Genomic DNA, 17,463 nt, shown 5'->3' with positions numbered 1-17,463 from the left:
TTTGGGTGCAACTAATTCGATCGCGCATTCACTTGCGAGGCCGCTTCGGTCATGGACTATTGGGCACTCGGATTACGTCGCGTGGTAAACCACTTCACTGAGCACCCGAAGCGTTGTTCTCCACATCGATAACAGGTGAGGTTTCCGTGATGTACACCCAAGAACGCACGGCGATGTCGAATTTGGTGGTCGGTGGCCCGGTGGCGGTGAACAACTACGACAACGCGATCGTGGCGGCCCTGGTCGAGAACCGCCCGGTCATGCTCGTGCATGCCTTCAACGGCGGCTATCTGCGGCCCGCCGAGCTGAAGGAGGAGAGCCACGACAAGGGGGTCAAGCTCGCTACCGCGCTGGACCCGGCCGCCAAGGACGCGCAGGGCCGCCTCTGGTACGTCACCCCGGCCGGTTTCGTCGGGCAGCGGCCGCTGTACGTCATCGAGAGCGCCGCCGGTCAGGTCTCGCCCAAACCCGCCGCTGCGGGCCAAGCCGACGGCGGGCGCGGCGACGACGGTACGCCCAAGCCGCAGCGTCGGCGCATCACCGTCCACCAGGAGGCCCCCAAGAGCACGGCCGCCACTGTCCAGGTCGGCCTTCCCGACAAGGTGGGTGACAAATGGCGCGGGAAGAACGGTGCGATCGAGGACACCCAGCTGTGGGTTGTCAAGGTAACTCCGTGGGGCGGGATCACGTTCGTGCCGATCACTCATCCCGACGCGATCCTCGGGTTCAAGGACCACGCGGTGACGGCCGACAGCGAGGTGCGGCTCACCTGCAACTGGGCGGGGACTTCACCGGGACAGTCACTAACACGTTCTACCCGCGGCTGCCCAACGAGTGGAACGTCCCCTACCACCACGTCTTCACGTGAGCCGCCGCTATCGCACCGCACCCGTCCAGAGTCATCGCCCCCACCACCTGGAAGAGGCACCGCGATGCCCGTGCCCACGCAAGAACTGAAGCTGGAGCAGGCGGGGCACCCTTCGCCTCCGGTGCAGTCGCACCATCTGCAGTGCGGGAGCGCGACCCCGGGGCAGCCCAGGCCGAGGGTGCACGACATGGAGCCGCCCCGTGGTCGGACTGGTGTCCGCCGCACCGCCAGAATTCCGGGGTCGGGGCGGAGCAGCCGCATCCGCCGGTGCAGGTCTTCAGGGGGCCGGCCGGTGCCGGGCGGCTGACCGGGTTATGCGGCCCGATCTGCGCATTGCGTAGCCTCTTGTTCCTTTTGCCCATGCGGTATTCAACGGGCACCCCCGCCAGCGTCCGCGGTGTGGTACATCCGGCAGGCAAGGCCCGTCGGCGAGCTCGGGTTGGCGAACGGGTCGCGGCCGTCGATCAGGCAGGTCGGCGGGCCGGTGAAGCCGGTCCGCTCGGCGTCGGCCTGGTCGGCGACCGGTATCGCCCCGTTCATGGCCCGGTCGACCAGGGCATGGCCCAAGTCCTACGCCAGCGCGAAACGCGTGTTCTGGGTCGTGGACAACGGCTCTTCCCATCGCTGCAAGAAGGCCGCCGACCGGCTGAGAGCCGCCTGCCCGAACGCGGTCCTCGTCCACACCGGGTCCAGGCCTCCTGGTTGAACCAGGTGAAGATCTACTTCTCCGTTGGGCAGCGCAAGGTCGTGATACCCAATGGCCTCACCGACCTCAACGAGGTCGCGGACCGACTCCGAGCCTTCGAAGACCGCTGCAACGCCACGGCACAGCCGTTCCAGTGGAGGTTCACCACCTCCGACCTGGACGATCTCCTGGCCAGGCTCGACCGGCATACCGCCGATCACCCAGAAGAATCCTCCGCCGCCCCGGCAACATGATCAACCTCCGAAGGACTTACGACGCAGACCGCTTGGCGTTACTGGCTGTTCTGTTGGTCTCCAAGGCCGAGCCTGCCGCGAACATCCCTTGCAGGTGCGCCACTTCGGTCTCGGTCAGCGGGTGTCCGATGGCGTGGCGCCAGACGACAGTCATGTGCAGTGCGGTGACGTCAGGCGACGCAGGAAGGGTCCCGGTTCGCGTGAAGTACAGCCCCGCCGACACGAGTATGTCGGCGAGCAGCTCAAGGTTTGCCGGTCGAGAGACGCGAGCGTCGGAATTCCCTTGAAGGCCTCGGAGGATCGGCTCGACATAGAGGTGTCGGAGCCTCGACCTGAGTGGCGCCGCATCCTCCTCGAGCGCTGTCACCTCTGCGAGCAACTGCCACAGGCTGCGCTCGGGTGTGATCAGGGCGAAGAACTCCCGAAGAGTCGTCCAGAGCCCTTCGACGCCGGGCGCGGTGCGCCAGATCTCACGAGCCTGTTGCCTGCCTTCGTCAGCCATGTCCTCGAGGAGGACAGACACGAGATCTCGCTTGTTCTTGAAGTGGAGATAGAAAGTGCCGTGTGCACGGTTGGCTCGCTGGGTGATCTGCGCGACCGAGGTACGGGCGTAACCCACTTCGCGAAGCAGCGAGCTTCCTGCCTCCAGAAGGGCCTGGCGTGTCTGCTCGTTGCGTTCCTTCTGGGTCCGCCGCACCGTTGTGTCTCCCACGCTCGCGTCTTCGTGTGCCGCTCGACGGGTTCTGGACCCGGAAGACTGGGTCGGGCCACCAGGACGGCAACATCGGTGACGTTCACTATAGAGCGCGGCTGAGTACGGCGAGGCGGTCAGCGACTGCCGAGGCGTCCGTCGAGCCTGGCCGGATCTGTTGATTCAGGCCTGGTCCTCCGCCAAGCGGATGATCGCCTTTCCGGTGTTTGCACCGGTCAGCATGCCGGTGAACGCCGTGGGAACTGACTCGATTCCATGAGTGATCGTCTCTGGGTTCATCAGTCGGCCGCTGTCCAGCCATGCTCCCACCTGAGCATCGCAATCCTTCCGAAGGTCTTCATGATCGAATGCGATGAACCCCTGCAGACGGAGCCGTTTGGCCACGACCTTGATGGCGTCCACGGGAACCGCGCGAGGTTCGGCCGCGTTGTAGGTCGAGATGGTTCCACACACCGCCACCCGCCCGTAGTCATTGAGCACGTCGACCGCTGCGGCCAGGTGATCCGACCCCACGTTGTCGAAGTAGACGTCGAGTCCCTCGGGAAACGCGCTCTGCAACTGCTTCAGCACGGGAGCAGCCTTGTAGTTGAACGCCGCGTCGTATCCCAACTGGTCGACAAGGTACTTCACCTTCTCGATGCTCCCTGCGCTCCCGACGACTCGCTTGGCGCCGGACAGCGAGGCGAACTGCCCCACCATGCTGCCGACGGCACCTGCCGCGCCGGAGACGAAGACAGAGTCCCCGGGGCGGAAGCCTGCGACGTGGAAGAGTCCGACGAAGGCTGCGAAGCCGGGCCCTCCCAGGACGCCAAGATAGTAGGAGCTCGGGTACCGACCCTTGTCGACGACGCGAGCCGCCTTGGCGTCCACCACTGCATGCTCTCGCCAGCCGGCTTGATGCACGAGCCAGGAGCCCAGAGGAACATCATCGCTCCGCGTCTCGATGACCTCGCCGACGGCGCCGCCGGTCAGGGCCTCCCCGAGCTCGAACGGGGGGACGTAGGACGGCACGTCATCCATCCGCGGCCGCATGTAGGGGTCGACCGAGAGGACAAGATTTTTCACCAGACACTGACCTGGCTGCAGCGCCGGCAGGTCACGCTCGACCAGCTTGTAGGTTTCGGGAGCAGGGAGCCCGACAGGTCGTTGCATGAAGTGCCACTCGCGTGTCGTCAGAGACATCGTCAGTCCTCTTCTATGTCAGTGAGGCTTGAATCATTTAATGATATCAATGTCAGTATGTTGAGGGGGTGACGTTCTGGCAAGCTCAGCGATGAAGCGCTCCTCGATGTCCGGTCGGGACCTCCCCGGGATCAGCACAGCGACTACGGCGGCGATCGCCTGTGCCGCGGCCAGGGCCATGCATTCGTGCGTGCGACCCGGCTCATGGGGCTAACCGTTCGGGAAGACCGCTGTGGTGACGAAGCTCACCACGACCGCCCATCCGATCGATCCACCGATCCACCGATCCACCGAATGTTGGTGTTCATCCGGCTCGTCGCCCTGTCCGCTCGCGGACGGGACGGCCGCCACGATCAGGTTGGCGATGCAGCCTTACCGCACCTGACGGTGCGCGAAGGCAAGCATCGCCACCGCCAGCGCGGAGATCAGGTTGCCGATCACGACCACCGACTTCGGGCCGATCAGCCGGACGATCGGGCCCGAGAACAGGCCGACGGAAAACATCGTCGCTTTGGTGGGCATTCGCATGACGCCTGCCACGGTGATCGACGCACCGAATCCGTATCAGGCCGATGTTGGGGTCTACGTGAACTGCGGGGCGAAGCCGATGAAGTGCAGATGCCGAACCCGACCAGCAGCGCCACGAGGTTCGTGGTCCACACGGCTCGGCAGTCGCATCATCCTCATGTCGATCAATGGTGATTCGGAGCGCTCCTCGATAGCGACCCAGGTCGCCGCGATGGCCGCCGCAGCACCGAACGGGCCCAGCGTTCGTTCCGACGCCCAGCCTCACCTGCTGCCATCTCTGAGCCACTGGCAGCAGACGCACGAGCCGGGAGGACAGAAGCGCGGCAGGTGCCATGCCGATCTTGCCAGTCGTGCTGGCCAAGACTTCGGCACCACGAAGCATGCCGCGACGGCGGCGATCGCCATGATGATCGCGGGCAACCAGAACAGTCAGTGCCAGAACAGCCAGTGATGGTCGAGCACGCTGACGATCGGGCCTACTGGTTGCCGGATCAGCGTCAAGACCGGCAGCCGCGGTCAATGGCTACGGCGGGTTCTTCGCGGTGAAGGGCGCACCGGAGGCGACGACGCGGCCCAACCGGAGGAGTGGGTCGATCGCGGCGGTGCGCGTCAACGCCGTGGTCACTGGCCCGCATCGACTCCGATCCCACCGAGAGCCTGCACGACATCCACCATCTGCGGCGGGCGTACGTCCGCAAGATCGGCTGGACGGTTCGGTAACCCTGAGGAGGCCGCTCAGCGGCACGGCCATCCGCGAGATGGTGCGTCGCGCCTACGCGTGGTCCGCGGGCGAGGAGGACACCTGGTCGTATCCGAGTGTGAGCGACCAGATCGTGGAGATCTCATTCGCCAACTCATCAGGCGTCCAACTGGGGTCTTCCTGGTAAAGGGCGCGGGTGCTGTCGGAGAGCATGCCAGCGAGGAGCTGCGCAAGAATCTCGGCATCAAGACCCGGCATCAGTGCAGGGGTCCCGGCGGAAGCCATGCCGTGCATGATGCCCGTCGCGAGCTGGTGGAACCATTGGTCGCTCAACTTCTTGAAGGTCGATTCCAGGGTGCTGCGCTGATCGAGGAGCAGCCAAAGATCTCGATCTTCGCCGTACGCTTCGATGAACCTGCGGACGGTCTTGTGCACGCCATACTCGGACTCGTCCCACCGCCACAAGGCCTTGGAATCAAGCGACAACCGAGCCATCGCGTCCTCGAGCAGCGCCTGCAGCACCGCCTCCTTGTTGGTGAAATGCAGGTAGAACGAACCGTGTGCGCGGCTGGCGCGTTTCACGACATCGGCAACGCTGGCATGAGCGTAGCCCTTCTCGGCGAACACCTCCCGGGCTGCGGACAGCAACCGTCGCCGCGTCTCGGCGTTGCGCGCTTTCTGCGTGGGCATGGGGATCAGCGTACTGTCATCGATCCTGCGGTCGGCGGGAGCGAGGCCACATGGCCCGTCACGCCCCGAGCGCAAACCGTGATCGCGTCGGGGACGCACGAGTGGGCGGTGTCCGAGATCCCCGATGTGAACGCTCTCGCGCTCCTCGCCACGGGGCACCGAGGCACGGTAGCCACACTGTCCCGCATGAACTGATGCTGTCGTCAGTATTTGCCGGACGGCCCTTGACACCGATGCCGGGTGCGGGCAAAGTCGCGCCATCACTCGATGACGCGAGCGTCAGTAAGTTATCCGTTGGCTTCCGACGCCCGCGCCGAACGGTCGAGCCCAGGCGATCTCAGCGGTCATCTGGATCAGGTGAGGCGGCGCTTGCGGCGGCCGACACTGGGCCAGATCCCCAAAGGGGCAAGATCATTAACAGACTTTCAATTCGCCACCGCACGGGCGTGTTCGCGGCCGCAGTCGTGGCCCCACTGAGCGCGTGTGGCTCGAGCGGCGACGCAGGATACGAGAACCCCTGCAGCGACGACCGGGAACGCCTCGGAGGGTGACCCGTCGTGGAACTTCCGCACCATCGACCGTGGTCACGACATCATGCTCGACGAACCGCGGCAGCTCGTGGACGCGCTGCTGCGGAACTCATAGCCGCGCGCTCCCTCCATGATGCCTCGCTCACGCGTGGCCGCATGGAGGAGTCAGACGGTGAGGACGAGCTTGCCCTGGAGGTGGCCGCTCTCGAGCGCTCGGTGCGCATCGACGACGCGCTCGAAGGGGAACGTCTCCTGCACGTGGACTCGAAGGCTGCCCTGCTCGACGAGCTCGACAAGACCGCGCAAGCCGACCGGATCGGGGTCGACCACGATGCCGCTGAAGCGCATGCCGGCTGCCTCGCACCGGATGGCGAGCTCCGGATCGTCGTCCTCTACCGCTGTCAGCAGATGACCGCCTGGGCGGAGCACCGCGATCGACCGCTCGACGGTGTGACCACCAATCGTGTCGAGCACGACGTCGATGTCGCGAGCCGCCTCGGCGAAGTCGACGGCCGTGTAGTCGATCACCTCGTCGGCGCCGAGCTCCTCGACGAACTCCCGCTTGCTCCCGCTGGCGGTCGTGATCACGTGCGCGCCGAGTGCCTTCGCGATCTGGATCGCGACGTGGCCGACCCCGCCGCCACCGCCGTGGACCAGGACGCGGTCGCCCGCGGTCACGTCGGCAAGGTCGACGAGGCCCTGCCATGCCGTCAGTCCGACGGACGGCAGCGCCGCGGCTTCGACGTGCGAGAGCGCCGCCGGCTTGTGTGCCAGGTGCAGCGCGGGCGCCGCCACGAGCTCGGCATACCCGCTCACCATCCGCGGGAACAGCGGCATCCCGAACACTTCGTCGCCGGGCTTGAGTCGCCACGTGTGGGGCGCCTTCTCGACGACGCCGCTGATGTCCCAGCCGAGGGTGAACGGCAGCTGCACGGGAAACTCGCCGGCGCGCATGCGCGTGTCCAACGGGTTCAGGCCGATCGCCTTGACGCGGACGAGGACCTCGGTCGGGATGGGCTGGGGCTCGGGCGCGTCCACGACGGTGAGCACCTCGGGACCGCCGAACTCCTGCTGGGTGATGACTCGCATGACTCTCCCGCAAGTGGAATGGGAAGGGGAGCAGACAGCCTATGTTCGCCACAGGAACTCATAGGTACCTGAGGAACCATGAGCCGTTTTGAACCCGGCGACGGCTTCCTCGCCGACTGCCCGGCGCGTCTGACGGTCGAGCTGCTCGCCGACAAGTGGACCGCGGTCGTGCTCTACGGCCTCAGCGACGGCCGGGTTCGACATGGTGAGCTGGTCGAGCTGATCGGCGGCATTTCGCGCAAGATGCTCACGCAGACGCTCCGGCGGCTGGAGGCGCACGGACTCGTCCGCCGTCACGCCTACGCCGAGGTGCCGCCCCGCGTCGAGTATGAGCTGACACCACTGGGAGCGACGCTGCTCGAACCGATTCACGTGCTGACCGAATGGGCAAAGGCGAACGGCGACGCGGTCCTCGATGCCCTCGACGCTGAACCCGACTCCGTCGGCGACAGCGACTGACGCACGTCGAGCCCCGAGCATCCCGCCCACCGCGCTCGGTCTGCGGGCAGTGGTTGCGTGAGGACGCGGCCGAGGGCGGGCTCGCCTCGTGTGCCTTGACACTCGCGCGGCACCTGGGCATAGTCGTGAGCTACTTAATGATAAAGACGTCAGTAAGTGTCCTCGCGGCCCGCTCGGGTCGTCGATGGACAGGTATCCATCGAAGGAGACCTCATGGCCATCACCCGGAAGGACACACTCCTCACGCCGGAGCTGATTGAGAAGTACACCGCAGCGGGCTACTGGTCGGAGGAGACTTTGGCTGATGCCTTCAGGCGCAACGCTGATCAGTTCCCGGACGAGGTCGCCTATGTTGACGATCACTCGGAGGTGACCTGGGGTGAGGTGTGGCAGATCAGTGGCGAGGTGGCATCGGGTCTGGCCCGGCGGGGTGTCGGGCGGGGAGATGTGCTGGCGGTGCAACTGCCGAACCGGATCGAATTCGTGTTCGTGCTGGCCGCTGTCGTCCGCTTGGGTGCGGTGTTCTGTCAGTTCCCGCCGGACTACCGGGCGCGTGAGATCGAGTTCATCCTCCGGTTCTCCGAAGCACACACCATCGTGGTGCCGGACCGGTTCCGGGGTTTTGACTACACCGAGATGATCGACGGGATCCGCGACCGGCTTCCGGAGTTGGTCAACACGGTGGCGGTGACCACCGGCGAGTCCCCGACCGCACTCGACAAGGACACCTGGGTCAGCCTGGACCAGCTTCGTCGTGACCTGGACCCTGCCGACCCGGCGCCGGATCGGCCTGCCGACGCCAACGACGTCATGCGGATCGCGTTCACCTCGGGAACGACCGGTGAGCCCAAGGCCGTGATGCACACCGCCAACACCACGCTTTACATGACTCGCCGTGAAAGCGAGGAGAGGGGCATCGACGGCGATGCCACCCTCCTCGTTTTCCTCCCCGTAGGCTTGAATGCTGGTTTCGGCACCATCGTTCAGGTGGCGAACGCCGGGGCTCGAGGCGTGTTGATGGAGAAGTTCTCACCGACCGCGCTGCTGGACCTGGTGGAACGCCACCAGGTGACGTCGTTCCTCACCGCGCCGACGGCTCTCCTCGCGATCTTGAGGGACGAGAGCCTCGGCAGCAGGAATCTGTCGTCGCTGCGCTTCGTCCAGACCGGCGGGTCGTCCACACCGGTCGAGGTGCTGAGGGAGGCCAACGAGCAGTTGGGCTGCCCGGTCATCGACCTGTACGGCATGCTCGAGAGCGGTGTCACTTCGTGCACCGATCCCGACGAGCCCTACGGGGAATCGGTCGGCACGGTCGGTCGGCCCTATGAGTTCATGCAGGTCCGCGTCCTTGATTCCGACGATGCAAACGCGCCCACCGGCATCGAGGGCGAGATCGTGAAGAACGGTCCCACCATCTGCGTGGGCTACTACCGCAACCCGGACAAGAACAGGGAGAGCTGGACCACCGACGGCTGGTTTCGCTCTGGCGACCGCGGTCACCTCGACGCCAACGGCAGGCTCACCATCTCGGGTCGGTCCAAGGACATGATCATCCATGGCGGCGCGAATATCTGGCCCCGAGAGCTCGAGGAGATTCTGGTCAGGCACCCCGACGTCGCCGATGCCGCCGTGATCGGCATCCACGACGACTACTTCGGTGAGAACACCTGCGCCTGCGTCATCCCCCGGCCCGGCGCGGAGCCCACCCTGGAGGACCTCATCGCTTTCATGAAGGACGAGGTCGCCAAGTACAAGCTCCCTCAACACCTCGAGCTGTTCGACACCTTCCCCCTCGGTCCCACCGGCAAGGTCCTCAAACGCGACCTCACCGACGAGGTCGAGACACGACGCAAGGCAGCGGCCACCTCCGAAGGAACAGCACGATGACCACACCGCCCCGTCTGATCGACTTCCACTCCCACTGGGGGACCGAGCAAGGCTGGAAGGGCAGCCCTTTCGAGACCAGTGAGACCCGGGAAGCGGTACGTGACTACTTCAAGTGGGACATGACCTTCGTCAGCGAGGAGGAGCAAGCGGCCCAGTTCCGCCAGGCCAACACCAAGGTGATGCTCGACCTCGCGTACACCTACAAGATGGACGTCGGTGCGATGCGGGACCAGCACGACTACGCATTCGACTACACGCGCGCGCACTCCGACGTGGTGCTCGGCAACTGGATCGGGATCGATCCGACACGGCCCGACCATGTCAGGGAGCTGGAGCGTTGCCTCAGTGACGGTCCGGGCCTGGTCGGGATGGGACTTCACCCGTTCTCTGCGGCTGGGACGCCGGACCAGCCGGAGTGGGAGGAGTGCCTGAACCTGTGCGTCGAGGCCAACCGTCCCGTGCTGATGCTCGTGGGCATGTCAGCGAACGGCGCCGGGATGCGTGGCGGCATGGGCCTCGAGCTCGAGAGCTGTCACCCGCGTTACGTCGACCGGATCGCGGCGCGCTATCCGGACCTGAACGTGATCGCGGCGCGGGTGGCGTGGCCGTGGCAGTCGGAGATGATCGCGATCGTGCTGCACAAGGCCAACGTCTGGATGGAGCTGCACGGTTGGTCGCCGCGCTACTACCCCGAGGAGCTCAAGCGCGAGATCGGCAAACGGCTCCGCGAGAAGGTGTTCTTTGCCGCCGACTACCCGATGCTCAGCCATGAAAAGTTGGTCCGGGAGTGGCAGGAGCAGGGCTTCGCGCCGGACGTCCTCGACGACGTCTTCCACGGGAATGCCGAATCGTTCCTGACCTCGATCGGAGTCAACTGATGGACCTTGGGCTGACAGGCAAGGTAGCCATCGTCGGCGGCGGAAGCGACGGGGTGGGCTTCGCGATCGCCGATCGATTGCTCAACGAAGGCGCCTTCGTGACGATCTTCGGACGACGTGCGGAGAAGGCCGCCGCGGCCGCTGAAGAACTTTCTCGCAGGCACGGAGAGGGCAAGGTCCTGGGGCTGGCCGCCGACTGTTCGAATGCGGACGACATCGGCCGGGTCACGGCTTCGACGGTCGCTCGGTTCGGAGAAGCCGTGCACGTCCTCGTCACCAACGACGGTGGGCCGCCCATTCGACCCATCTCGGAGCTGACTGACGACGTCTGGGTGACGGCATTCGAGCGGCACTTCTACTACGTGGTGAGGTCCGTGCGAGCCACGCTGCCCTATATGACCACCGAAGGCGGCAGCATCCTCAACGTCGTCTCTGCGGTCGTTCAACGACCGGCCGTCAACATGGCAGCCCCAGTGACCGTGTGGTCAGCCGTGATCGGCTACGCCCAGACACTGGCCCTCGAAGTCGGGCGACACAACATCAGCGTCAACACCTTGATGGCTGGGCTGTTCGACATACAGCTCGTCGACAAGATGATCGACAGGCAGCCGGAGCTCTCCAAGGATCGACTGGGGAACAGGGTGCCGCTGGGACGCATCGGGGATCCGCGCGAGTTCGCGAACATGGCTGCGACGCTCGTGTCGCCGAACTCACGATTCGTCACGGGGTCGGTGACGCCAGTGGACGGTGGAGCCCTCATCGGGGCGGCCTTCGGCACGCCAAGCCCCCCGGCGTGACTGCCGTCAGGTTTCCTTGAGGTCCTCGGCTCAGTCCTCGTCGACGTGGTGAGGCGTCAGCAGAGTCACGCCATCTGACGACTCACCCAACACCTCAACCCACCACGCCGAAAGCGCTCCCACCCCCGAGTCGTCAAACGCAAAGTCCTGATATGCGCAGCGAAACGCTCCCACCAGTCACGTCGGCCCCAACCCGAACACAGCCCGCACATCACCATCCAAATCCACCGACTGAACGATATTGAGGCTAAGCCGATGGCAACACCACGCAACTCGCGGCATCGTGTCAAGGGCCACGCCGACGGCCCGGAACTGAGCAACAGCTGATGCGCGCCGTCGTCTACACCCAGAGCGGCAACTCCTCCGTGCTCGACCTGGTCGAGCGGGCGGCCGCGGACCCCGGGCCGGGCGAGGTCCGGCTGCGGATCGTCCGCGCCGGGGTCAACCCCACCGACTGGAAGTTTCGCTCCGGCGGTTTTGGCAAGATGACCTTTCCCGAGATCGTGCCCGGCCAGGACGGTGCCGGTGTGGTCGACGCCGTCGGCTCCGGCGTCACCGACATCGCGGTCGGCGATCGGGTCTGGACGATGCTCGCGCAGCACGCCCGTCCAGGGGGCACGGCGCAGGAGCTGGTGGTGCTGCCCGTCGACAACGTCACCACGCTTCCCGACACCTCGTCGTTCGACGTGGGTGCCGCGCTGGGCGTCCCCGCCGTCACCGCTCACCGTGCGCTGACCACGTCCGAGGACGGCCCCGAGCGGCTCGCCCCGGGTACGCTGGCCGGCCTAACCGTGCTCGTCGCGGGGGGAGCCGGCGCGGTCGGCAACGCGGCCATCCAGCTCGCGAGGTGGGCCGGCGCCATCGTGATCAGCACGGTGAGCAGCGACGAGAAGGCCACGCTCGCGAAGGCGGCCGGCGCCCGACACACCGTCAACTACCGCGAGGGCGACCCGGTCACGGCCATCCGTGACCTGGCTCCTGACGGTGTCGACATCGTCGTCGAGGTGGCCCCCGCGCAGAACCTGCGCCTCGACCTCCAGGTGATCCGGCCCCGCGCGACGATCGCGATCTATGCCAGCGAAGGCGGCAGCGAGGTCGCCTTCGGCGTGGGGCAGGCGTTGTCCACCAACGCACGCTTCCAGTGGGTGCTGCTCTACACCGTCGGAGGGTCGGCACTGCGCGCGGCAGCCGAGGACATCACCGCAGCGCTGGCCGACGGCGCCTTCGGTGTCGGCGAGGAGCACGGTCTGCCCGTGCATCACTACCTGCTCGAGCAGACGTCCGAGGCTCACGCCGCCGTCGAGGGCGGCGCCGTCGGCAAGGTGCTGATCGACGTGTGCGAGACGGCGTGGCCGTAGTCCTCCACGTCAGCGAGATGCAAGCGACAGGCACTCATCGAAAGACGCCGCACCCCGCCAGGGCTACCGCGGAGGCCCCCCGTCATCACCGACGACATGCTCCACGCCATGCTCCGGCGCCGCGCGAACGGCGAGACAGTCCAGGACATCCAGCCCGGCCTGCTCATTCCCATCGGCCGCCGCAAGGGGCACAGCCCCAGCCTCTCCAGCGTCTACCCGGCGCTGGCCGAGCACGAGAAGACCCAGGCATACCCCGAGGCCATCGAGACCGCGCACGCCGACTTCGCAGCCCTCAGCAGCACGGCCGCAGCCCTATGTAGTCACTGAGCCTTTTCAGCGTGGCCGCTGATCGGGTCACGGGGCGGTGTGGAGTCGGGGTGCGCAACGGACAGGGCTCCCGTGCCTTTGAGGGAGGTGTTCGACGTCTCAACTCAGCAGCACAGGAGCCCCGTTGCTTCCCTATCCTGCCGCACTCGACCTGCCCCACGCCCTGGTCGAGTGGGTCACCATGCTTATCGTCACCCGCGAGGATGACCGGCGATGCAAACTCCCGCCGCACCGCCGTGCGCCGGTCGCACTCGTGTACCTGCACCGCCACGACACCCTCGCCCGTACCGCCGCGGCTTTCGGGATATCCGTCGGCACTGCCCACGCCTACGTCACCGCGGTCACCGCTCTGCTCGCCGAGCAGGCGCCGGGCCTGCTGAAGACACTGCGCGCACACGACCCGGACTTCGTCCTCCTGGACGGCACGCTCGCAGAGTGCGACCGCGTCGGCGACGGCAGGGACGACTACTTCCCGAAACACAAGCGGCACGGAGTGAACGTGCAGGCCGTCACGGACCCAGCGGGTGAGATTGTGTGGCTGTCGCCGGCGCTGCCAGGACGGACCCACGACCTCACGGCCGCCCGCACTCACAAGATCCTCCGGATCTGCGCAAGCCGGGCTCGGCCCGGAGGGGGCTGCGCGAGAGGCGCCTGACGGGCGAAAGCCCATGTCAGGCGCCTCATGCGTTTAGAAGAAGCCGAGCTTCTTCGGCGAGTACGACACCAGCAGATTCTTCGTCTGCTGGTAGTGCTCCAGCATCATCTTGTGGTTCTCGCGGCCGATACCCGACTGCTTGTAGCCGCCGAACGCCGCGTGCGCCGGGTACGCGTGGTAGCAGTTCGTCCACACCCGGCCCGCCTGTATCGCGCGCCCCGCGCGGTACGCCGTGTTCATGTCCCGTGTCCACACGCCGGCACCGAGTCCGTACAGCGTGTCGTTGGCGAGCTCGATGGCGTCGTCGAAGTCCGTGAACGAGGTGACGGACACGACGGGACCGAAGATCTCTTCCTGGAAGATGCGCATCCTGTTGTCGCCCTGGAAGATCGTCGGCTGTACGTAGTACCCGCCCGCCAACTCGCCGTCGTACTCGATACGGTGACCGCCCGTCAGTACCTTGGCGCCTTCCTGCTGGCCGATGTCCAGGTAGGAGAGGATCTTCTCCAGCTGGTCGTTGGAGGCCTGAGCGCCGATCATCGTCTCGGTGTCGAGCGGATGACCGGGCTTGATCAGCTCGGTCCGGGCGACCGCCGCGTCGAGGAACTCGCTGTAGTGGCCCTGCTGGACGAGCGCCCGGGACGGACAGGTGCACACCTCGCCCTGGTTCAGCGCGAACATCGTGAAACCTTCGAGCGCCTTGTCCCGGAAGTCGTCGTCCCGCGCGCATACGTCGTCGAAGAAGATGTTCGGCGACTTGCCGCCCAGTTCGAGCGTGACCGGTTTGATGTTCTCGGAGGCGTACTGCATGATCAGCCGCCCAGTCGTGGTCTCGCCGGTGAACGCGACCTTCGCCACCCGCGCGCTGGACGCCAGCGGCTTGCCCGCCTCGACACCGAAGCCGTTGACGATGTTCACGACGCCCGGCGGCAGCAGGTCCGAGATCAGGCTCATCAAGTAGTGGATGGACGCCGGGGTCTGCTCGGCGGGCTTGATCACGACGGCGTTGCCCGCCGCGAGTGCCGGCGCCAGCTTCCACACCGCCATGAGGATCGGGAAGTTCCACGGAATGATCTGCGCCACGACGCCCAGCGGCTCATGGAAGTGGTACGCCACCGTGTCGTCGTCGATTTCGCCGAGTGACCCCTCCTGCGCACGGATCGCCCCCGCGAAGTAGCGGAAGTGGTCGATGGCGAGGGGGATGTCGGCGGCCAGGGTCTCCCGGACCGGTTTGCCGTTCTCCCAGCTCTCCGCGACCGCGAGCTTCTCCAGGTTCGTTTCCATCCGGTCCGCGACCTTGAGCAGGATGTCGGCCCGCGCGGTCACCGACGTGCGGCCCCAGGCGGGTGCGGCGGCGTGCGCCGCGTCCAGGGCCCGCTCCACGTCCTCGGCCGTGCCCCGCGCGATCTCCGTGAACGGCTGCCCGTTCACCGGACTCGGGTTCTCGAAGTACCGTCCACGAGCGGGCTCCACGTACTCGCCGCCGATGAAGTGGTCGTACCGCGACTGGTAGGAGACGATCGCGCCTTCGGTGCCGGGCGCCGCGTAACGGGTCATGTGCTCTGCCTCCCGAGGAAGGGCCGCCTGCCGTTGGACAGCTCTCGCGGCGAGCGTAGGGACGGGGAGGTTGCAGATACGTTGCGTGGCTGACCTGGTCGTGATCGTCAGTGCCGTGCCCGCCACGGGTACGCGGACTGCTCCGCCTCCAGTTCTGCCAGTCGCGTCCGTATCGGAGCCGTCGGGCGGACGGCGGCAAGCGCCCTCCATACATCCAGGTCGTCCTCACCCCACGACGCTCGGGCCCAGCACGCCAGCAGGTCGGGGTCACCACCGGAGACGAGGGCCGCGCGCAGTCCGTCCGCGAGCCGTCGGCGCAGCCGCACCACCGCCGGGGCCTGGGAACCGGGTAGCAACGGACCGGCGTACGCCGCCGCAGCCGCCGTGATCGCGCCGACGGTGAGTCTGCGCTCCACGACCGCGACATCGGACTCGACCGGAACGGCGAGCCGGTAGGGCCGTGAACCGAGGACCCCGGCCCCGAGCAGCCGACGCAGGCGGGCCAGTTCCGCGCGGAGCGTCACCGGTGTCACCGACTCGTCCTCGTACAGGGCGCACAGCAGCTCGTCGCCCGTCAGGCCGTCCGGATGCCGGGACAGCAGCACCAGGAGCTCGCTGTGCCGGCGGCTCAGGCGCAGTTTGCGGCCGCCCGTCACGAGGAGGGCCTCGTCCCGGCCCAGAGCGGTCAGTTGCAGGGCGTCGGTGGCGACCGGTACCGGGGTGAGCAGCGCCAGCTGGGACTCGGCGGCGCGCGCGACGGCCTGCACGAACCCCAGGCTGTGCGGATGCGCCAGCCCGTCCCCGCCGGTGATGTCGACGGCGCCGAGCAGCCGTCCCGTGCGCGGATCGTGCACCGGAGCCGCCGCGCACGTCCACAGCTGGACGCGCCGGGTGAAGTGCTCCGCCGCGAACACCTGCACCGGCCGGTCGAGCGCGACCGCCGTACCCGGGGCGTTCGTGCCCATGGCGGACTCCGCCCACCGCGCACCTGGTACGAAGTTCATACCGTCCGCCTTCTGCCGGGTGCCGGGATGGCCCTCCACCCACAGGAGTCTGCCCTGCGCGTCGCAGACCGCGAGGAGGTGCTCGCCGTCCGACGCGAACGTGCCCATGAGTTCACGGAACAGCGGCATCACCGCCGCCAACGGGTGCTCGGCCCGATACGACCCGAGGTCTCCGTCGGTGAGGTCCACACGCGCGGAGCCGTCCGGTCCGACGCCGGCCCGTGCCGAACGCCGCCACGAGTCGGCGACCACGGACCGCACCGGTCGCGAGACCGTACCCGCCTCGGTGAACGTCTCGTGGGCGCGGCGCAACACGCGAACCCGCTCGACAGGGTCGGCGCCCGGACTCAGGGCCACCCATGGATCGGTCAACCCGGCCTCCCGTAAAGCGATGGGACTGGACGTGACGCGGCTGGTGACATCGTCACTCGGGCGGCGGACACGGACAAGCGTCGCGGTCCGTCCGAACGCCCACGCCCACGCCAACGTTCACGTGCACATTTACATGCAGGCTCCACTCGTGCACGTCTCCCTTCCCTCAGGCGAAGTTGACGAGTCTGATGTAGCGCGTCCAGTCCCAGTGCGGGCCCGGGTCGGTGTGGTCGCTGCCCGGTACCTCGTAGTGCGCGAGGATGTGTGAGCGGTCCTTGGGGATCGCGTACTTGGTGCAGATCGCCGCGGTGAGTCTCGCCGACTCCTCGTACAGGGCGTTGGTGAAGTACTCCGGCTTGTCCACCCAGCCTTCGTGCTCGATCCCGATGCTGCGCGTGTTGTAGTCCCAGTTCCCCGCGTGCCAGGCGATGTCGCGTTCGCGCACCATCTGAGCGATGTGGCCGTCGGCGGACCTGACGACATAGTGCGCGGACACCTGCTTCTTCGGGTTCTGGAAGATGGCGAGGGTGTCCGAGTACGTCGCCTGGGTCACGTGGATGACGACGAAGTCGACGGGGTGGCTCGTCGGACGGTTGGCCACCGTGTAGTTGGACGTGCTCGCCGGGGACCACTCGGACTGCGGGTAGTCGAGGCCCCGCGGCGCCGCGCCCGCCCGCATGGTGGGGAGCAGTGCGGTGGAGAGCGTGGCGAGGGCCGCACTCTGGAGCAGGCGCCGCCGGCTGGGCAGGGTGGCTGGCAGGTACGTGGCTCGGTCCACAGGTTTCCTCTCGGAGGGACGATGTGCTCGGCGGGGCGGGACACGCACGAGCCTCGGGACGGCGGTTGGAACGGACGGCGGCTGCGGTTCGGACGTCGGATGCGGTTCAGACGGTGGATGCGGTTCAGACGGTGGATGCGGTCAAGACGGCGG

At 66.8% G+C, this 17,463-nt stretch carries 17 protein-coding genes and 2 pseudogenes; 10 read left to right on the top strand and 9 right to left on the bottom strand.

From position 1 onward, the window contains the following. The first annotated feature begins 149 nt into the window (after nucleotides 1–149). Nucleotides 150–868: pseudogene (locus tag ACH4DZ_RS23745) on the top strand (hypothetical protein). 369 nt (nucleotides 869–1,237) lie between these two features. On the opposite strand, the gene ACH4DZ_RS23740 reads toward ACH4DZ_RS23745, so the two are convergent. Then, on the bottom strand, nucleotides 1,238–1,435 hold the full coding sequence (locus ACH4DZ_RS23740) for a hypothetical protein (RefSeq protein WP_398289302.1): 198 nt from the start codon (nucleotides 1,433–1,435) through the stop codon (nucleotides 1,238–1,240). Between the two features lie 135 nt (nucleotides 1,436–1,570). Between ACH4DZ_RS23740 and ACH4DZ_RS23735 the strand changes: the two genes are divergently transcribed. Next, nucleotides 1,571–1,807: a hypothetical protein gene (locus ACH4DZ_RS23735; RefSeq protein WP_398289301.1), complete on the top strand. Its 237-nt coding sequence runs from the start codon at nucleotides 1,571–1,573 to the stop codon at nucleotides 1,805–1,807. A gap of 16 nt (nucleotides 1,808–1,823) precedes the next feature. Here the strand turns inward: ACH4DZ_RS23735 and ACH4DZ_RS23730 are convergent, their stop codons facing one another. The 3 genes from ACH4DZ_RS23730 to ACH4DZ_RS23720 all read right to left on the bottom strand — a co-directional run bounded on the left by ACH4DZ_RS23730 (nucleotide 1,824) and on the right by ACH4DZ_RS23720 (nucleotide 4,223). Continuing rightward, entirely contained in the window at nucleotides 1,824–2,519 is a 696-nt protein-coding gene (locus ACH4DZ_RS23730) for a TetR/AcrR family transcriptional regulator (protein ID WP_398289300.1), read from the bottom strand. Between the two features lie 162 nt (nucleotides 2,520–2,681). Beyond that, nucleotides 2,682–3,701 carry an NADP-dependent oxidoreductase gene (locus tag ACH4DZ_RS23725; protein ID WP_398289299.1) on the bottom strand — a complete coding sequence of 340 codons (1,020 nt, stop codon included), beginning with the start codon at nucleotides 3,699–3,701 and terminating at the stop codon, nucleotides 2,682–2,684. A 372-nt stretch (nucleotides 3,702–4,073) separates the two neighbouring features. Further along, the gene (locus ACH4DZ_RS23720; RefSeq protein WP_398289298.1) at nucleotides 4,074–4,223 is read right to left on the bottom strand and encodes a hypothetical protein; all 150 of its coding nucleotides are present in this window, start codon (nucleotides 4,221–4,223) and stop codon (nucleotides 4,074–4,076) included. A gap of 163 nt (nucleotides 4,224–4,386) precedes the next feature. On the opposite strand from ACH4DZ_RS23720, the gene ACH4DZ_RS23715 reads away from it, so the two are divergent. Next, entirely contained in the window at nucleotides 4,387–4,680 is a 294-nt protein-coding gene (locus tag ACH4DZ_RS23715; RefSeq protein WP_398289297.1) for a hypothetical protein, read from the top strand. A gap of 321 nt (nucleotides 4,681–5,001) precedes the next feature. On the opposite strand, the gene ACH4DZ_RS23710 is transcribed toward ACH4DZ_RS23715, so the two are convergent. Continuing rightward, nucleotides 5,002–5,619: a TetR/AcrR family transcriptional regulator gene (locus ACH4DZ_RS23710; protein ID WP_398289296.1), complete on the bottom strand. Its 618-nt coding sequence runs from the start codon at nucleotides 5,617–5,619 to the stop codon at nucleotides 5,002–5,004. Nucleotides 5,620–6,314: 695 nt separating this feature from the next. Continuing rightward, nucleotides 6,315–7,238, bottom strand: coding sequence for an NADP-dependent oxidoreductase (locus ACH4DZ_RS23705; RefSeq protein ID WP_398289295.1), 924 nt, complete (start codon nucleotides 7,236–7,238; stop codon nucleotides 6,315–6,317). A gap of 78 nt (nucleotides 7,239–7,316) precedes the next feature. Here ACH4DZ_RS23705 and ACH4DZ_RS23700 point away from each other — a divergent pair, with 78 nt between their 5' ends. From ACH4DZ_RS23700 to ACH4DZ_RS23670, 7 genes and pseudogenes are all read left to right on the top strand, one after another. Further along, a complete protein-coding gene (locus ACH4DZ_RS23700) occupies nucleotides 7,317–7,697 on the top strand; it encodes a winged helix-turn-helix transcriptional regulator (protein ID WP_398289294.1) in 381 nt (126 codons plus the stop codon). 213 nt (nucleotides 7,698–7,910) lie between these two features. Continuing rightward, nucleotides 7,911–9,584, top strand: coding sequence for a class I adenylate-forming enzyme family protein (locus ACH4DZ_RS23695; RefSeq protein WP_398289293.1), 1,674 nt, complete (start codon nucleotides 7,911–7,913; stop codon nucleotides 9,582–9,584). Further along, nucleotides 9,581–10,462: an amidohydrolase family protein gene (locus ACH4DZ_RS23690; RefSeq protein WP_398289292.1), complete on the top strand. Its 882-nt coding sequence runs from the start codon at nucleotides 9,581–9,583 to the stop codon at nucleotides 10,460–10,462. The genes ACH4DZ_RS23695 and ACH4DZ_RS23690 overlap by 4 nt, the downstream gene beginning before the upstream one ends. Then, a complete protein-coding gene (locus ACH4DZ_RS23685) occupies nucleotides 10,462–11,259 on the top strand; it encodes an SDR family oxidoreductase (RefSeq protein WP_398289291.1) in 798 nt (265 codons plus the stop codon). The genes ACH4DZ_RS23690 and ACH4DZ_RS23685 overlap by 1 nt, the downstream gene beginning before the upstream one ends. Nucleotides 11,260–11,585: 326 nt before the next feature. After that, nucleotides 11,586–12,617, top strand: a complete 1,032-nt coding sequence (locus tag ACH4DZ_RS23680; RefSeq protein ID WP_398289290.1) for an NADPH:quinone reductase — start codon at nucleotides 11,586–11,588, stop codon at nucleotides 12,615–12,617. A gap of 96 nt (nucleotides 12,618–12,713) precedes the next feature. Further along, entirely contained in the window at nucleotides 12,714–12,944 is a 231-nt protein-coding gene (locus ACH4DZ_RS23675) for a hypothetical protein (protein WP_398289289.1), read from the top strand. Between the two features lie 124 nt (nucleotides 12,945–13,068). Further along, a pseudogene (locus ACH4DZ_RS23670) lies at nucleotides 13,069–13,572 on the top strand (transposase family protein); the annotation flags it as partial. A 60-nt stretch (nucleotides 13,573–13,632) separates the two neighbouring features. On the opposite strand, the gene ACH4DZ_RS23665 reads toward ACH4DZ_RS23670, so the two are convergent. The 3 genes from ACH4DZ_RS23665 to ACH4DZ_RS23655 form a co-directional block, all read right to left on the bottom strand. Beyond that, complete coding sequence (locus ACH4DZ_RS23665; protein WP_398289288.1) at nucleotides 13,633–15,156, bottom strand: aldehyde dehydrogenase family protein; 1,524 nt, start codon at nucleotides 15,154–15,156, stop codon at nucleotides 13,633–13,635. A gap of 107 nt (nucleotides 15,157–15,263) precedes the next feature. Then, nucleotides 15,264–16,532 (bottom strand): GAF domain-containing protein, encoded by a 1,269-nt coding sequence (locus ACH4DZ_RS23660; RefSeq protein ID WP_398289287.1) that lies wholly within the window; start codon nucleotides 16,530–16,532, stop codon nucleotides 15,264–15,266. 166 nt (nucleotides 16,533–16,698) lie between these two features. Next, complete coding sequence (locus ACH4DZ_RS23655) at nucleotides 16,699–17,310, bottom strand: N-acetylmuramoyl-L-alanine amidase (protein ID WP_398289286.1); 612 nt, start codon at nucleotides 17,308–17,310, stop codon at nucleotides 16,699–16,701. Nucleotides 17,311–17,463: the final 153 nt, after the last annotated feature.

Source organism: Streptomyces sp. NPDC017991, from assembly GCF_044328075.1.
Taxonomy (GTDB): Bacteria; Actinomycetota; Actinomycetes; order Streptomycetales; family Streptomycetaceae; genus Streptomyces.
Note: the sequence above shows the minus strand (reverse complement) of the source record. Positions and strands in the feature narration are given on the sequence as shown.

Excerpts from the sequence above, each read along its gene's own strand:
- ACH4DZ_RS23725 (WP_398289299.1), bottom strand. The coding sequence starts at position 3,701 with ATGTCTCTGACGACACGCGAGTGGCACTTCATGCAACGACCTGTCGGG.
- ACH4DZ_RS23720 (WP_398289298.1), bottom strand. The coding sequence starts at position 4,223 with ATGCCCACCAAAGCGACGATGTTTTCCGTCGGCCTGTTCTCGGGCCCG.
- ACH4DZ_RS23715 (WP_398289297.1), top strand. The coding sequence starts at position 4,387 with ATGTCGATCAATGGTGATTCGGAGCGCTCCTCGATAGCGACCCAGGTC.
- ACH4DZ_RS23710 (WP_398289296.1), bottom strand. The coding sequence starts at position 5,619 with ATGCCCACGCAGAAAGCGCGCAACGCCGAGACGCGGCGACGGTTGCTG.
- ACH4DZ_RS23705 (WP_398289295.1), bottom strand. The coding sequence starts at position 7,238 with ATGCGAGTCATCACCCAGCAGGAGTTCGGCGGTCCCGAGGTGCTCACC.
- ACH4DZ_RS23700 (WP_398289294.1), top strand. The coding sequence starts at position 7,317 with ATGAGCCGTTTTGAACCCGGCGACGGCTTCCTCGCCGACTGCCCGGCG.
- ACH4DZ_RS23695 (WP_398289293.1), top strand. The coding sequence starts at position 7,911 with ATGGCCATCACCCGGAAGGACACACTCCTCACGCCGGAGCTGATTGAG.
- ACH4DZ_RS23690 (WP_398289292.1), top strand. The coding sequence starts at position 9,581 with ATGACCACACCGCCCCGTCTGATCGACTTCCACTCCCACTGGGGGACC.
- ACH4DZ_RS23685 (WP_398289291.1), top strand. The coding sequence starts at position 10,462 with ATGGACCTTGGGCTGACAGGCAAGGTAGCCATCGTCGGCGGCGGAAGC.
- ACH4DZ_RS23680 (WP_398289290.1), top strand. The coding sequence starts at position 11,586 with ATGCGCGCCGTCGTCTACACCCAGAGCGGCAACTCCTCCGTGCTCGAC.
- ACH4DZ_RS23675 (WP_398289289.1), top strand. The coding sequence starts at position 12,714 with ATGCTCCACGCCATGCTCCGGCGCCGCGCGAACGGCGAGACAGTCCAG.
- ACH4DZ_RS23665 (WP_398289288.1), bottom strand. The coding sequence starts at position 15,156 with ATGACCCGTTACGCGGCGCCCGGCACCGAAGGCGCGATCGTCTCCTAC.